This is a genomic window from Sphingomonas sp. PWP1-2 (assembly GCF_049898305.1).
GTDB classification, from domain to species: Bacteria; Pseudomonadota; Alphaproteobacteria; order Sphingomonadales; family Sphingomonadaceae; genus Sphingomonas; species Sphingomonas glacialis.
Window position 1 is genome coordinate 206,824 of the sequence record NZ_JAFCXM010000003.1, and the last position, 14,114, is coordinate 220,937.

General features: G+C 69.6%; 14 protein-coding genes. 6 read left to right on the forward strand and 8 right to left on the reverse strand.

Annotated elements, in window-relative coordinates; all coding sequences use genetic code 11:
- Nucleotides 1-36: 36 nt before the first annotated feature.
- Nucleotides 37-2,205, reverse strand: coding sequence for a primosomal protein N' (locus ACP7C5_RS09400; protein WP_426264274.1), 2,169 nt, complete (start codon nt 2,203-2,205; stop codon nt 37-39).
- 199 nt (nt 2,206-2,404) lie between these two features.
- Here ACP7C5_RS09400 and ACP7C5_RS09405 point away from each other — a divergent pair, with 199 nt between their 5' ends.
- A complete protein-coding gene (locus ACP7C5_RS09405; protein WP_426264039.1) occupies nt 2,405-3,289 on the forward strand; it encodes a tyrosine recombinase XerC in 885 nt (294 codons plus the stop codon).
- 130 nt (nt 3,290-3,419) lie between these two features.
- On the opposite strand, the gene ACP7C5_RS09410 is transcribed toward ACP7C5_RS09405, so the two are convergent.
- From ACP7C5_RS09410 to rsmI, 4 genes are all read right to left on the reverse strand, one after another.
- Nucleotides 3,420-4,019: a DedA family protein gene (locus ACP7C5_RS09410; RefSeq protein ID WP_426264040.1), complete on the reverse strand. Its 600-nt coding sequence runs from the start codon at nt 4,017-4,019 to the stop codon at nt 3,420-3,422.
- 188 nt (nt 4,020-4,207) lie between these two features.
- Entirely contained in the window at nt 4,208-5,164 is a 957-nt protein-coding gene (gene gshB / locus ACP7C5_RS09415) for a glutathione synthase (protein ID WP_426264041.1), read from the reverse strand.
- A 141-nt stretch (nt 5,165-5,305) separates the two neighbouring features.
- Nucleotides 5,306-5,611 (reverse strand): YraN family protein, encoded by a 306-nt coding sequence (locus tag ACP7C5_RS09420; RefSeq protein ID WP_322162496.1) that lies wholly within the window; start codon nt 5,609-5,611, stop codon nt 5,306-5,308.
- A gap of 151 nt (nt 5,612-5,762) precedes the next feature.
- On the reverse strand, nt 5,763-6,596 hold the full coding sequence (gene rsmI, locus ACP7C5_RS09425; protein ID WP_189675856.1) for a 16S rRNA (cytidine(1402)-2'-O)-methyltransferase: 834 nt from the start codon (nt 6,594-6,596) through the stop codon (nt 5,763-5,765).
- Between the two features lie 11 nt (nt 6,597-6,607).
- On the opposite strand from rsmI, the gene ACP7C5_RS09430 reads away from it, so the two are divergent.
- Entirely contained in the window at nt 6,608-7,807 is a 1,200-nt protein-coding gene (locus tag ACP7C5_RS09430; RefSeq protein WP_426264042.1) for a penicillin-binding protein activator, read from the forward strand.
- A 4-nt stretch (nt 7,808-7,811) separates the two neighbouring features.
- Here the strand turns inward: ACP7C5_RS09430 and hemW are convergent, their stop codons facing one another.
- Nucleotides 7,812-9,002 carry a radical SAM family heme chaperone HemW gene (gene hemW, locus ACP7C5_RS09435; protein ID WP_426264043.1) on the reverse strand — a complete coding sequence of 397 codons (1,191 nt, stop codon included), beginning with the start codon at nt 9,000-9,002 and terminating at the stop codon, nt 7,812-7,814.
- A 39-nt stretch (nt 9,003-9,041) separates the two neighbouring features.
- Here hemW and ACP7C5_RS09440 point away from each other — a divergent pair, with 39 nt between their 5' ends.
- Nucleotides 9,042-9,611, forward strand: coding sequence for a CAP domain-containing protein (locus ACP7C5_RS09440; RefSeq protein WP_426264044.1), 570 nt, complete (start codon nt 9,042-9,044; stop codon nt 9,609-9,611).
- A gap of 160 nt (nt 9,612-9,771) precedes the next feature.
- On the opposite strand, the gene rdgB is transcribed toward ACP7C5_RS09440, so the two are convergent.
- Together rdgB and rph are read right to left on the reverse strand one after the other, a co-directional pair.
- The gene (gene rdgB / locus ACP7C5_RS09445) at nt 9,772-10,404 is read right to left on the reverse strand and encodes an RdgB/HAM1 family non-canonical purine NTP pyrophosphatase (protein ID WP_322162504.1); all 633 of its coding nucleotides are present in this window, start codon (nt 10,402-10,404) and stop codon (nt 9,772-9,774) included.
- On the reverse strand, nt 10,401-11,117 hold the full coding sequence (gene rph / locus ACP7C5_RS09450; RefSeq protein ID WP_133186384.1) for a ribonuclease PH: 717 nt from the start codon (nt 11,115-11,117) through the stop codon (nt 10,401-10,403). The genes rdgB and rph overlap by 4 nt, the downstream gene beginning before the upstream one ends.
- A 111-nt stretch (nt 11,118-11,228) precedes the next feature.
- On the opposite strand from rph, the gene ACP7C5_RS09455 reads away from it, so the two are divergent.
- The 3 genes from ACP7C5_RS09455 (at nt 11,229) to grpE (ending at nt 14,114) form a co-directional block, all read left to right on the forward strand.
- The gene (locus ACP7C5_RS09455; RefSeq protein WP_426264045.1) at nt 11,229-11,990 is read left to right on the forward strand and encodes an energy transducer TonB; all 762 of its coding nucleotides are present in this window, start codon (nt 11,229-11,231) and stop codon (nt 11,988-11,990) included.
- Between the two features lie 515 nt (nt 11,991-12,505).
- Nucleotides 12,506-13,549 carry a heat-inducible transcriptional repressor HrcA gene (gene hrcA / locus ACP7C5_RS09460; RefSeq protein ID WP_426264046.1) on the forward strand — a complete coding sequence of 348 codons (1,044 nt, stop codon included), beginning with the start codon at nt 12,506-12,508 and terminating at the stop codon, nt 13,547-13,549.
- A gap of 16 nt (nt 13,550-13,565) precedes the next feature.
- The gene (grpE, locus tag ACP7C5_RS09465) at nt 13,566-14,114 is read left to right on the forward strand and encodes a nucleotide exchange factor GrpE (protein ID WP_426264047.1); all 549 of its coding nucleotides are present in this window, start codon (nt 13,566-13,568) and stop codon (nt 14,112-14,114) included.

Here is a 14,114-nt window from a genome sequence, read left to right on the forward strand (position 1 = left end):
CAGCGTATCGGCCGGGTGCTGGCACGGCAAGCTAGGTCATACGAAGCTGTACGGATCGACATCCACGACGACGCGCACCTTGCTCGGCCAGTCGAGCCCGCCGAGCCAGTCGCGCACGACGTCCTGCACCGCCAGCCCGCGCTTGGCGTGGATCAGCAGCCGGAAGCGATGCCGCCCGCGCAGCATCGCGAGCGGGGCGGGGGCGGGTCCGTAGACTTCCATCGCCTCGAGCTGCGGCGCGGCGCGGCCGATCAGCCGCGCGGTTTCGAGCGCCGCCTGCTGGTCCTCGCTCGACACGACGATCCCGGCGAAACGCCCGAACGGCGGCGCATTGGCCTCGCGGCGATGCTCGGTCTCGGCGCTGTAGAACGCCTCCGTATCGCCCGAGACGAGCGCCTTCATCACCGCCGCATCGGGGCTATGCGTCTGGATATAGACGTGCCCCGGCTTGGCGCCGCGCCCGGCGCGGCCGGCGACCTGGCAGATCTGCTGGAAGGTGCGCTCGCTCGCGCGCAGATCGCCGCCGTCGAGCCCGAGATCGGCGTCGATCACCCCGACCAGCGTGAGGTTGGGGAAGTGGTAGCCCTTCGTCACCAGCTGCGTGCCGACGACGATGTCGATGTCGTGCGCCTCCATCCGTGCCACGAACTCGGCGGCCTTGGCGGGCGACCACATCGTGTCCGAGGTGACCACCGCGATCTTGGCGGTGGGGAACAGTTCGGTCACTTCGTCGGCGATCCGCTCGACCCCCGGGCCGACCGCGGCGAGCGTGTCCTCGTTATGGCATTCGGGGCAGATCTTCGGGACTGGCTCGGTATGGCCGCAATGGTGGCACGCGAGCCTGCGGACGAGGCGGTGCTCGACCATCCACGCGGTGCAATTGGGGCATTGGAAGCGGTGGCCGCAGGTGCGGCACAGCGTGAGCGGCGCGTAACCACGGCGGTTGAGGAAGAGCAGCGACTGTTCGCGCCGCTCCAGCGTCTCCTCCATCGCTTTCACCAGCCGCGGCGCGATCCAGCGGCCGCGTTCGGGCGGTTCGGCGATCAAGTCGATCGCCTCGATCGCGGGCATCTCGGCGGCGCCCCAGCGGCCGGGCAGCTTGACCTCGGCATAGCGGCCGAGCGCGACTTGCTGGCGCGTCTCGATCGCCGGGGTGGCCGAGGCGAGGATCACCGGGATCTCCTCGAACTTGCCGCGCATCACCGCGACGTCGCGCGCGTGATAATGCACGCCCTCTTCCTGCTTGAAGCTCGTCTCGTGCGCTTCGTCGACGACGATCAGCCCGAGATTGGCATAGGGCAGGAACAGCGCCGAGCGCGCGCCGACGGTGACGAGCGCTTGCCCGCTGGCGATGCCGCGCCACGCGCGCCGCCGCTGCGACTGGCGCAAGCCCGAATGCCACGCCACCGGCTGGACGCCGAAGCGCGCGGCGAAGCGCTTGAGGAAGGGCTCGGTCAGCGCGATTTCGGGAAGCAACACGAGGCACTGGCGGTTCTCGCGGATCGCGGCGGCGACCGCTTCGAAATAGACCTCGGTCTTGCCCGAGCCGGTGACGCCGTCGAGCAAGGTCGGTGCGAACGCACGCGCGGTGACGTCGGCGACGAGCGTGCCGGAGGCGGCGCGCTGGTCGGGCGAGAGCGCGGGCGCCGCGAAATCGGGATCGGGGGCGGGGAAGGGGCTGTCGATATCGACCTCGACCGCCTCGAGCGCACCGACCTTGACCAGCCCGCGGATCACCGCGTCGGACACCTCGCCAAGCGCGGCGAGCTCGCGGATCAGGCCCTGGAAGCTGCCGATCTTCTCGAGCGCCTGTTCGCGCTGCGGCGTGAGCCGCGCAGGCACGTCTCCGGTCGCGCGATATTCGGTGATCGTCTTGCTGCCCTCGAGCGCCGAGGTCGACGACAAGGCCATCCGCACCACCGCTGCCGGCGAGGCGAGATAATAGTCTGCGGTCCATTCGATCAGCCGCCGCAGCGGCGCGGCAAGCGGGGGCACCGGCGCGACGCCGACGAGGTTGCGCAGCCGGTTGTCGCCGACTTCGGCGTCGGATGGCATCCGCTCGGGCTCCCACACCACGCCAAGCAACTGCCGCGGGCCGAGCGGCGCGACGACCACCGAGCCCGGCTCGACGCTCATGCCGTGCGGCACGCGGTAATCGAGCGGGCCGAGCGCTGAGTTGAGGACGAGGACGCGGGCGCGGGACATGATGCGCATATGGCGGGTCGAGGGGGCGGGTGCAAAGGGGGCGAGTGTTTCCAACCGGTTCGTCACCCCGGCCTTGTGCCGGGGTCCACCACGCCGCGAGGTTGCTGCAGGATAAGCGGCGTCGCGCCCGCGACTGGGTAGACCCCGGCACGAGGCCGGGGTGACGGCGGTGGGTGAGGTCCGCTACACCCCCGCCCCAATGTCAGACCTCCCCCGCCTCTACGCCGAGCACCTCGCGCGCGACCGGCGGCGTTCGGTGCATACCGTGCGCGCCTATGAGGCGACCGCGACGCGGCTGTGCGGCTTCCTCACCCAGCATTGGGGCGAAGCCGTCGACCGCGCGTCGCTCGCCCGGACCGACACCGCCGATCTGCGCGCCTTCCTCGCCCAGCGCCGCAGCGACGGGCTGACCAACGCGTCGGCTGCGCGCGAACTGTCGGCGGTGCGCGGCTTCCTCGCCTTCGCGACGGGCGAGGGCACCACGCCGCGGCTCAAGGGACCGCGCGTCAAGAAAGGCGTGCCGCGCCCGGTCTCGCCCGACGAAGCCGTCGCGCTCGCCGACGATGTCGCCGACGATGCCAGCGAACCGTGGATCGGCGCGCGCGACCTCGCGGTCCTGCTGCTGCTGTACGGCGCGGGCTTGCGCGTTGCCGAGGCGTTGTCGCTGACCGGCGCGGTGCTCCCGCTCGGCGCGACGCTCGTCGTGACGGGCAAGCGCGACAAGACGCGGATTGTCCCGTTGCTCCCGCAAGTGCGCGCGGCGGTCGAGGCGTATGTCGCGCTCAGCCCGTACGGCACCGCGCGCGACGCGCCGATCTTCCGCGGCGCGAAGGGCGGGCCGCTGTCGCCGCGGCTGGTGCGGCGCGCGGTGCAAGGCGCGCGGGTGCGGCTCGGGCTGCCCGATCGCACGACGCCGCACGCGCTGCGGCATTCGTTCGCGACGCACCTGCTCGGGCGCGGCGCCGATCTGCGCGCGCTGCAAGAGCTGCTCGGCCATGCGAGCCTCAGTTCGACGCAAATCTATACGCAAGTCGACGCGGCGCATCTGCTCGACGTCTACCGCAACGCGCATCCGCGGGCTTAGGCGCTTTTTCATCACCCCGGCCTCGTGCCGGGGTCCACCGCTCCGCGCGAGCCTCGCGGGCAGGGCGCGTATCCCGGTGGACCCCGGGACAAGCCCGGGGTGACGGTGGGGGAGGGCGCGCGGCCAAGTCTTAGGCGCGTGGCCTCCAGCGCAGCAGCCGCCACAGATAGCCAACCACGATCGCCACTGTCAGCGCGATCGCGGCAGGCCCGATAAACCGATCGAGCTCGCGGAAATTCGCGCCGAGATAATAGCCCGCAACCGCCAGCCCGGTATTCCAGATCGCCGAGCCCGCCGCAGTCCACAGCAGGAAGCGCAGGTGCGACATCCGCGCCATCCCGGCGGGCAGCGACACCATCGTGCGGAACGCGGGCATGAAGCGAAACACGAACACCACCCACTGCCCGCGCGACAGGAAGAAGGCCTCGAGCGCGACGACATGCTGCCAGTCGAGCGTCAGCCAGCGGCCGTAACGATCGACGAACGGCCGCAGCCGGTGGTAGCCGAGCCGGTAGCCGATCGCGTACCAGAAATAATTGCCGACGACGGTTCCGACGGTGCCCGCGACGATCAGCGGGACGAGCGTCATCTGCCCGCGCGCGACCGCGATCCCGCCCAGGCCCATGATCACTTCGGACGGGATCGGCGGGAAGACGTTCTCGAGCACCATCAGCACGAAGATGCCGAAATAGCCGCCCCACGCCGTGAGGTTGACGATGAAGTCGGTCACGTCTTCTTCTCCCCTCCCGCGTGCGGGAGGGGGCGGGGGTGGGCGCGCGCTCTCACGATCAGCATCGGCGCATAGCGCGAGCCCACCCCCAGCCCAGTTCGGGGTCGGATGTGGCCCCGCCACATCCTCGACCGCGCGGGGCGCGGTCGACCCCGAACTCGCAAGCGGGAGGGGGGAAGAAGGGCGAATCACCCACGCGCTGCAACATTCCGCTCGATCGCGTCCCAGATCAGCCCCGCCACATCGGTCCCGTCGAACCGCTCGATCGCGACGATCCCGGTCGGCGATGTGACGTTGATCTCGGTCAGCCATGCGCCGCCGATCACGTCGATCCCGACGAACAGCAGCCCGCGCTTCTTGAGTTCCGGCCCGAGCACCGCACAGATCTCGCGCTCCTTGTCCGTCAACTCGGTCTTCACCGCCGACCCGCCGACCGCGAGGTTCGAGCGGATCTCGCCCTCGCCGGGCAGCCGGTTGATCGCGCCGGCAACCTCTCCGTCGATCAGTACGATCCGCTTGTCACCCTTGGCGACCGCCGGAAGGAACGCCTGCACCATGTGCGGCTCGCGCCACATCGTGTTGAACACCTCGATCAGTGCCGACAGGTTCGCGCCGTCCGATCCGACCTTGAAGATCGCCTTGCCGCCATTGCCGTGCAGCGGCTTGATCACGATCTCGCCGTGCTGCGCGAGGAAGGCACGCGCCTCGTCGAGGCTGCGCGTGACGAGCGTCGGCGGCATGAACTGCGGGTAATCGAGCACGAACACCTTTTCGGGCGCGTTGCGGACCGAGGCGGGGTCGTTGACCACCAGCGTCTTGTGCGCGATCCGCTCGAGCAGGTGCGTCGCGGTGATATAGCCGAGGTCGAACGGCGGGTCCTGCCGCATCAGCACGACGTCGGCCTCGTCGCCGAGATCGAGGCTGACGGGTTCGCCGAAACTGTAATGATCGCCGACGACGCGCTGCACGGTGACGGGATCGGCCTTGGTCCAGACGCGGCCGTTCGCATAGTTCAGGTCTTCGGCATTGTAGTGGAACAGTTTGTGCCCGCGCTGCTGCGCGGCGAGCATCAGCGCGAAGGTCGAATCACCCGCGATGTTGATATGCGCGATCGGATCCATCTGGACGGCGACAGTGAGGGACATGTTCGACTCCTGCCGCTTGCCGTCACCCCAGCGGAGGCTGGGGTCTCTGTGGCGCGGGCGCTGCGCGTCAACCGCGAGATGCCAGCCTGCGCTGGCATGACGGTTGGGGTAAAGCGCATCTAAGGTGCCGAGCCTGCGATGTCACCCGATCCACGCATTCTCGATGTGGCGCGGCTGCGTGCCCGGCGCGAGCAGGATGACATCGACACGGATGTCGTCGCCCGGCGCGGCATAGGTCGGCATCAGATATTCGGCGGCGGCGGCGACGCGGGCGAGGCGGCGCTCGTCGATCGCGAAGTCGAGTTCGGCGGCGGTGGCGCGCATTTTCACTTCGACAAAGGCGACCAGCTTGTCCTTGCGCGCGATCAGATCGACTTCGCCAGCGGGCGTGCGCACGCGCCGCGCGAGGATTTGCCAGCCCTTGAGGCGCAGCCACCAGCCGGCCAAGCGCTCGCCGCGCCGACCGGAGGCTTCGGCCGCTTGCCGCTTCGCATTCCCTTCCCGCTTGCGGGAGGGGCCAGGGGAGGGGATGTCGCGCGGCACGCCTGAACATGCCCTCCCCCAACCCCTCCCGCAAGCGGGAGGGGAGTAGGAGCCACTACGCCTTCAACTCCAGCGCCCGCGCGTAGAGCGTCTTGCGATCCAACCCCAGCGCCTTGGCGACTTCGCTCGCCGCCTGCCCGGTCGACAGCCGAGTCAGCGCCTCGGCGAGCGCGCTGTCGGCATCCGCCGCGCTCGCTGCTTCGGGCGCGCCGGGGCCTGCCACCACGACGACGATCTCGCCCTTGGGCGGCGCATCGGCATAGCGCGCGGCAAGCTCAGACAACGTCCCCGTCACCGCTTCCTCGAAATGCTTGGTGATCTCGCGCGTCACCGCCGCTTCGCGATCCCCCAGCCCTTCGGCGAGCGCCGCCAGCATCACGCCGAGCCGCGGGCCCGATTCATACAGCACCAGCGTCGCGCGCACCGCCGCCACTTCAGCGATCGCCGCCGCGCGCGCCTGCGCCTTTGACGGCAGGAAGCCGAGGAACAGGAAGCGATCGGTCGGCAACCCGGCAAGCGTCAGCGCCGCTACCGCCGCACACGGCCCCGGAATCGTCCACACCGTATGCCCCGCCGCGCGCGCATCGCGCACCAGCTTGTAGCCGGGGTCGGAGATCAGCGGCGTCCCCGCATCGGACACCAGCGCCACCGCTTCGGTCCCCATGCGGGCGATCAGGCCGGGGCGGACATCCTCGGCATTGTGGTCGTGATACGGCGTCATCGGCCGCTTGACGCCGATATGGTTCAACAGCTTGCCCGTCACCCGGCTGTCCTCGACCGCGATGATCGCGGCGTGGCTGAGGATATGCGCCGCACGCGGCGTGAGATCGCCGAGATTGCCGATCGGGGTGGCAACGATGTAGAGGCCGGGGGAAAGATCAGGGTTCATCGGGAGTGGTCATGGCAGAGCGGGATATGGGCGCGCAACGTCCCATCGGGTTTAAGCGGCTTTTGCGCGGGGCAGCGTTGGTCGGCGCGGTGCTGCTCGCGGGCTGCCAGACGGTCGTGCCCGGGCCCGGCCCATCGCGGCGCCCCCCGGCGGAGCGCCCGTCGCAGAGCCAGCAGCCTGCGGTCGAGCCGGGCATCCCGACCGATACGCAGCGCCACCGCGTCGCCTTGCTCGTGCCGCTCTCGGGCGCGAATGCCGGCGTCGGGCAGAGTCTGGCCAACGCAACGCAGATGGCCCTGCTCGATTCGCGCAACGAGCGCGTCCGCATCACCAGCTACGACACCGCCGCCGGTGCCGCGCAGGCCGCGCAGCGCGCGCTCGCCGATGGCAACCAGCTGATTCTCGGCCCCTTGCTCGCCGACGACGTCCGCGCCGTGACGCCGATCGCGCGGCGCGCGGGCGTTCCCGTGGTGAGCTTCTCGAACGATGCCACCGCGGCGGGCAACGGCGCGTATCTGATGGGCTATGTCCCCGCGCAGTCGATCATCCGCGTCGTCAAATATGCGCACGACCAGGGCGTGGCGAGCTTCGGCGGCCTCGTCCCCAACGGCGTGTACGGCGAACGCGCCTCGACCGCGTTCCTGCGTGCGGTCGAATCGGCCGGCGGCCGCGTCGGCGCGCTGCAGACCTATGATCGCGCGCCGGGCTCGATGACCGCGGCGATCACGCGGATGGCCAAGAGCGCCCCGTATCAGGCGATCCTGATCGCCGATGGCGGCTCTGCGGCGGCGGCGGGTGTCCCCGTGCTGCGGCGCAACGGCATGGGCGGCGCGCGCATCCTCGGCACCGAATTGTGGAATTCGGAAAGTTCGATCGCGAGCAAGCCAACGCTCGAGGGCGCGTGGTTCGCGAGCGTCTCGGACGGGCTGTACCGCCAATATGCCGCAAAATACCGCGCCCGCTTCGGCGCGGCGCCGTTCCGGCTGTCGAGCCTCGGCTATGATTCGGTGCTGCTGACGATCCGCATCATGCGCGACTGGCCGATGGGGAGCGCGTTCCCCGAGGACCGGCTCAAGGATCGTGGCGGTTTTTCAGGGATCGACGGCGCATTCCGCTTCGGCCGCGACAATGTCGCCGAGCGTGCGCTCGAAGTGCAGGAGATCCACAGCGGAACGACGGTGACGGTATCGCCCGCGCCGAGCGGGTTCTAACCTTCTAAAGCCCCTCCCCTGAAGGGGAGGGGCTTAGGACGATCAATGGCAGGATCGCATCGAGCAGGAGCATCCCCGCCTCGGTGACGCGCAGATGGTCGCCAGAGCGTGCAACCAAGCCCTGCGTTTCGAGCCGCGCCGCCGCCGTCCAGTCGATCAGCGCCTCGACCGTCGTCTCGCCCAGCCCCGCGATCCGTGCGAGATCGACACCTTCGCGCAACCGCAACCCCATCAGCAACGCTTCGGTCGAGCGCTCGCCCGGCACCAGCGGCTGTTCGATCTGCGCGCCGTGCCCGTTGCGCGCGACCGCGCCAATCCAGTTCTCGGGCTTCTTGTGCCGCGCCGTCGCGAGGCCACCGCGTCGCCCGTGCGCCCCCGGACCGACCCCGGCATAATCGCGGTAGCGCCAGTAAACGAGGTTGTGGCGGCTCTCCGCCCCCAGCCGCGCATGGTTCGAAATCTCATACGCCGGCAGCCCCGCCGCCGCGGTCGCCGCGCGCGTCGCCTCGAACAGGTCGGCCGCGGAATCGCCATCGGGAATGACGATCCGCCCCGCCGCCGCCTCGGTCGCAAAGCGCGTGCCGGGTTCGATCGTCAGCTGGTAGAGCGAGAGATGCTCGGTCCCGAACGACAGCGCGCGGGTGAGCTCGGCATCCCAGGCGGCAAGCGTCTGGCCCGGCCGCGCATAAATCAGGTCGAAGCTGACGCGCGCAAACGCCGCCTGCGCGGTCGCGAGCGCGGCGAGGCCTTCGTCGACGCCGTGCGCCCGGCCGAGGAACACCAAGGCTTCGTCGTCGAGCGCCTGCAACCCGAGCGACACGCGGTTGACCCCGGCGCGCGCGATATCGGCGAAACGCGCCGCCTCGACCGAGGAGGGATTGGCCTCGAGCGTGATCTCGATATCGGGCTCGGGCGGCCAATACGTCGTTGCCGCATCGATGATCGCGGCGACCGTCGCGGGCGGCATCAGCGAGGGCGTGCCGCCGCCGAAGAAGATCGAGCCGAGCCGCCGTCCGGGCAGCGCCGCCGCCTCATACGCCAGGTCGGCAAGCAGCGCGTCGCGCCACGCCGCCTGGTCGACGCTCTCGCGGACATGGCTGTTGAAATCGCAATAGGGGCATTTCGACACGCAGAACGGCCAATGGACATAAAGCGCGAGCGGCGGCGTTAGCAGGGGCGTTTCGGGGGCATTCATCAACCGGAGCCTATGGGCGTTTCGAGGAGATTACGAAAGATGCGCGTTCACTGGCTGGCGCTGGCCTTGGTGGCGGGACTGACAGGATGCGCCGCGTCCGACCCGGACGAACCGCCGCGCGTCACCGAGCCACGACTGAGCGAGGCGTCCGCTGCGCGCGGCGAATCGCTGCTGCAGCGCGCGATGCTCGACGGGCACAATCGTGCGCGCGCTGCGGTCGGCGCGCCGCCGCTGGCGTGGAACGCCGAACTTGCCGACGATGCCGCGCGCTATGCCGCGGTGCTCGCCGAAACACGCGACTTCAAGCATTCGACCGGCCTGCGCGGGCGCATCCCCGAGGGCGAGAACCTCTTCATGGGGTCGCGCGGCGCGTATCGCTATGACGAGATGGTGCAGCTGTGGGTCGACGAGCGACGCGGCTACCGGGCAGGCGTCGTGCCCGACATCAGCACGACGGGGCGCTGGCAGGATGTCGCGCATTACACGCAGATCATCTGGCGGCGGACCAGCGCGGTCGGCTGCGCGCTCGCGAGCAGCGCGCGCGACGACTATCTGGTGTGCCGCTATTCGCCGCCGGGGAATGTCGTCGGGCGGCGCGTGGCGGACTAAGGGCGCTTACGCCTGTGTCGTCCCCGGCTTCCGTTCCCCGGCGAAGGCCGGGGACCAGGCGTGGCGCAGGCCGAGGCGGGCGCAACGCGCGCCTGTTGAAGCCATCGCACCTGGGCCCCGGCCTTCGCCGGGGAACAGATGCGTGGGATGAGGTGGAGGCTTACACCACCGCCGCAATAAGCTGCGCGAACGCATCCGCCCGGTGGCTGATCGCGTGCTTCTGCGCCGGGTCCATCTCGGCATAGGTCTGGTCGCCACCCGCAGGCACGAACACCGGATCATAACCGAACCCGACATCGCCGCGCGGCGGCCAGGTCAGCGTGCCCTCGGCACGGCCTTCGAACCATTGCACATGCCCATCGGGCCACGCCAGCGCGAGCACGCAGACGAAGTGCGCGGCGCGGCTCGCGTCGGGCCCCTTGGTCGCGAGCGCCTGCTCGACCTTGGTCATCGCGAGCGTCCAGTCGCGCCCGTTCGGCGTCTCTGCCCAATTCGCAGTATATACCCCGGGGTCGCCGTTCAGCGCCTCGACGCACAGCCCGCTGTCATCGGCGAGCGCGGGGAGGCCCGACAGGTCCGCCGCCTGCAATGCCTTCAGTTCGGCATTGGCGACGAACGTGGTGCCGGTCTCCTCGGGCTCGGGGAGATCGAGGTCGGCCGCCGAGATCGCCTCGATGCCGTGCTCGGCGAGCAAGGCGCCGATCTCGCGCACCTTGCCGGCATTGTGGCTGGCGATGACGAGCTTGCCCGGGCTGAGCTTGCGAATGGCCTGCGGCGCGACCTCTTGCGTCATTTTGCGACCGCCTTGGCTTGTGCGGCGAAAATGTCGGTGCAGCCGATCCGCGCGAGACGCAGCAAGCGGAGCAGCGCCTCCTCGTCATAGGTCGCGCCCTCGGCGGTCGCCTGGACTTCGGCGATGTTGCCGTTTTCGAGCAGCACGAAGTTGGCGTCGGCGTCGGCGTTCGAATCCTCGTCATAGTCGAGGTCGAGCACCGGCGTGCCCTTGAAGATCCCGCAGCTGATCGCCGCGACCTTCTGCGTCAGCGGGTCGGCGGTGAGCTTGCCGCTCGCCATCAGCCCGTCGATCGCGAGCCGCAGCGCGACCCATGCGCCAGAGATCGATGCGGTGCGCGTGCCGCCATCGGCCTGGATCACGTCGCAATCGAGCACGATCTGGCGCTCGCCGAGCAGCTTGAGATCGGTCACGGCGCGCAGCGAACGGCCGATCAGCCGCTGGATTTCCTGCGTGCGGCCCGACTGCTTGCCCTTGGCGGCCTCGCGGCTGCCGCGCGTGTGCGTGGCGCGCGGGAGCATGCCGTATTCGGCCGTCACCCAGCCTTCGCCCTTGCCGCGCAGGAACGGCGGGACCTTCTCCTCGATCGACGCCGTGACCAGCACCTTGGTGTCGCCGAAGCCGATCAGCACCGACCCTTCGGCATGTTTGGTGAAGCGCGGCTCGATCGTGATCGTGCGCATCTGGTCGGGGGTGCGGCCGCTGGGGCGCATGGGGAGTCTCCTGGAAATGATCGAGTCGCCCTAGCTGTGCGTTGGGCGGGTGTCACCCCTTGGCTGGGGGCGGCGGATGCCCACATTCGGGGCCAAGGACGACGCAAAGACATGACCGGCTACGCACCAGCTTCACGACAGGACCGGATCATCGGCGCGGGCGGCGCGGCGGTGCTCGTCGGCCTGATCGGCTATGGGCTGGTGATGGGGCTCGGCGTCGATTTCCAGCGCCGCGTCGTCGAGGATCTCAAGGTGATCTCGGTCCTGCCCGATTCGCCCCCGCCCAAGCCCGATCCGGTGCCCGCGCCCAAAAAAGCCGAGAAGCGCAAGGAGGCCGCAGCATCGCCGCCCAACCTCAAGGCGAAGGCGACCGAATTGGTCGCGCCGCCGCCGCCGATCGTGCTGCGCCAGCCGCCGCCGGTGGTGGTCGCGCCGATCGCCGGCATCGGCGCCGAGCGTTCGACCGGCTCCGCCTCGATCGCCGGCCCGGGAACTGGAAGCGGCGGGCAGGGCAATGGCACCGGCAGCGGCGATAGCGGCGACGGCGATGGCGGCGGCGGCGGGACCGATGCCGAGCTCATCAGCAACGCGCTGCGCTACCGCGATCTGCCGCGCGACGTGTATGAATCACAGGCCGCCGGCATGGTGACGTATCGCGCGACGATCGGGGTGAACGGTCGGCTCAGCGATTGCCGGATCGTCCGCTCGAGCGGCAACCGCGCGCTCGATGCCGCGACCTGCGCGCTCGCGCTCCAGCATGTCCGTTTCCGCCCGGCGCGCGATGCGAGCGGGCGCAAGGTGGCGGATTCGGCGCTGTTCGAACAGGAATGGACCGTGACGCGCGATCCGGATCGCGAAGATCGCGACCGCTAGCCCGCGCGCCGACCGTCACTGCCCACCGTCGTCATCCCAGCGAAGGCTGGGATCTCCCGCGGCGCGCGGGGGCGCAGAAACGGGGAGACCCCAGCGTGCGCTGGGGTGACGCGGGGGGTGTGGGCGGCGCATGGTTGGGCATCCGTCATCGGCCACCCCGCTATCGCGTCATACCCGCCCGCGCACCACGCTCGTCATCCCAGCGAAAGCTGGGATCTCCCGCGGGCGCGCGGGCGCGCGAAAACGGGGAGACCCCAGCGTGCGCTGGGGTGATGGGCGGGCGCTGTCCTACACGGCGTGCTTATGGTATGTCCGTGTCGGCTCTTTGATATAGTCGGCTGTCCAGTAACCGCTCGCGTCCGGCGAAGGGTCGGAGACGAACGTCGATCATCGCAAAAATGGAAACGATATCGTCGGTCGTTTTCGCTCCGGGGGTCAATCGAGTCAACCAACGCACCGTCGGTCGCAACACGCAACCGGTTGAGCCCCGCGCCGCACCGCCCCATATAGGTCTAATGCGGCTGCCCCCGATCACCGAGCTCAACGACCGCGCCCGCGACGTCTTCCGCGTCGTCGTGCAGAGCTATCTCGATACCGGCGCGCCGATCGGGTCGCGCACGATCGCGCACCTGTCCGGGTTGAACCTGTCGCCGGCCTCGATCCGCAACGTGATGCAGGATCTCGAAGAACTCGGCCTGCTCGCAGCCCCCCATACCAGCGCGGGGCGGATGCCCACAGAGATCGGTCTGCGCCTCTTCGTCGACGGGATGATGCAGGCGCTCGAACCCTCGCTCGAGGAGCGCGCCGCGATCGAGCGCCAGCTCGTCCAGACGGGCCCCGTCGAGGAAGCGATCGCCGCCACCACTGCGGCGCTGTCGGGCCTGTCGGCGTGTGCCGGGATGGTGATGGTCGCCAAGCGCGAACTCGTGCTGCGCCAGATGAGCTTCGTGCCCTTGTCGTCCGACAAGGCGCTCGCGGTGCTAGTCGGCGAAGACGGCTCGATCGAGAACCGCGTGATCGATCTGCCGCCCGGCCTGCCGGTCTCGGCTTTGATCGAGGCGGGCAATTATATGAGCGCGATGCTCGGCGGCCTGACGCTGTTCGAGGCGCGCGCGAAGATTGAGCGCGAGCTGCTCGCCGAACGCGCCGAGCTCGACGGCGCCGCGCGCGCGCTGATCGAACGCGGCCTCGCGATCTGGAGCGAGGATGGCGAGCGCCGCCCGGTGCTGATCGTGCGCGGCCAGGCGCGGCTGATCGACGATGCCGCCGCCGCCGATCTCGAGCGCGTGCGCTTCCTGCTCGATGATCTCGAGGGCAAGCAGGACATCGCGCGCCTGCTCGACAACGCCAGCGCGGGCGATGCGACGCGGATCTTCATCGGCGCGGAGACCAAATTGTTCTCGCTGTCGGGCTCGTCGGTGATCGCCAAACCGTTCCGCGGATTGGACGGTCGCGTGGTCGGCGTGGTCGGTGTGATTGGCCCGACGCGGTTGAACTATGCGCGCGTCGTGCCCATGGTGGATTATACCGCCGCGACACTCGCGCGGCTGATGGCTTGAATGGACTAGGGACGACATGACCGAAGACGAAAACACCGTGGCGAACGACGCGGCCGAGCTGCGCGAAGAGACCGCCGCAGCGGCGCCCGAGGTTGCCGAGCATGACGAGACCGCCAAGCTGCGCGCCGAACTCGCCGAGTCGAAGGCCGCCGTGCTCTACGCGCACGCCGAGGCGCAGAACGTCCGCCGCCGCGCCGAGAAGGAAACCGCCGACGCACGCGCCTACGCCTCGACCAACTTCGCGCGCGACCTGCTGTCGGTCGCCGACAATCTCACCCGCGGCCTCGACGCGATCCCGGCCGAGCTACGCGCCGACGAGAAGATGAAGGGCCTCGTCGCGGGCCTCGAAGCGACGGGCCGCGAGCTCGAGGCGGTGTTCCAGCGCCACGGCATCAAGAAGATGGTGGCGATCGGCGAGAAGCTCGACCCCAATTTCCACCAGGCGATGTTCGAATTGCCGAGCGATGAGACGCCGGGCACCGTCGTGCAGGAGATGCAGGCCGGGTACATGATCAAGGATCGCTTGCTGCGGCCGGCGTTGGTGGGCGTGGCGAAGGCGGGGTGA

Excerpts from the sequence above, each read along its gene's own strand:
- ACP7C5_RS09400 (WP_426264274.1), bottom strand. The coding sequence starts at position 2,205 with ATGTCCCGCGCCCGCGTCCTCGTCCTCAACTCAGCGCTCGGCCCGCTC.
- ACP7C5_RS09405 (WP_426264039.1), top strand. The coding sequence starts at position 2,405 with ATGTCAGACCTCCCCCGCCTCTACGCCGAGCACCTCGCGCGCGACCGG.
- gshB (WP_426264041.1), bottom strand. The coding sequence starts at position 5,164 with ATGTCCCTCACTGTCGCCGTCCAGATGGATCCGATCGCGCATATCAAC.
- rsmI (WP_189675856.1), bottom strand. The coding sequence starts at position 6,596 with ATGAACCCTGATCTTTCCCCCGGCCTCTACATCGTTGCCACCCCGATC.
- ACP7C5_RS09430 (WP_426264042.1), top strand. The coding sequence starts at position 6,608 with ATGGCAGAGCGGGATATGGGCGCGCAACGTCCCATCGGGTTTAAGCGG.
- hemW (WP_426264043.1), bottom strand. The coding sequence starts at position 9,002 with ATGAATGCCCCCGAAACGCCCCTGCTAACGCCGCCGCTCGCGCTTTAT.
- ACP7C5_RS09440 (WP_426264044.1), top strand. The coding sequence starts at position 9,042 with ATGCGCGTTCACTGGCTGGCGCTGGCCTTGGTGGCGGGACTGACAGGA.
- rdgB (WP_322162504.1), bottom strand. The coding sequence starts at position 10,404 with ATGACGCAAGAGGTCGCGCCGCAGGCCATTCGCAAGCTCAGCCCGGGC.
- rph (WP_133186384.1), bottom strand. The coding sequence starts at position 11,117 with ATGCGCCCCAGCGGCCGCACCCCCGACCAGATGCGCACGATCACGATC.
- ACP7C5_RS09455 (WP_426264045.1), top strand. The coding sequence starts at position 11,229 with ATGACCGGCTACGCACCAGCTTCACGACAGGACCGGATCATCGGCGCG.
- hrcA (WP_426264046.1), top strand. The coding sequence starts at position 12,506 with ATGCGGCTGCCCCCGATCACCGAGCTCAACGACCGCGCCCGCGACGTC.
- grpE (WP_426264047.1), top strand. The coding sequence starts at position 13,566 with ATGACCGAAGACGAAAACACCGTGGCGAACGACGCGGCCGAGCTGCGC.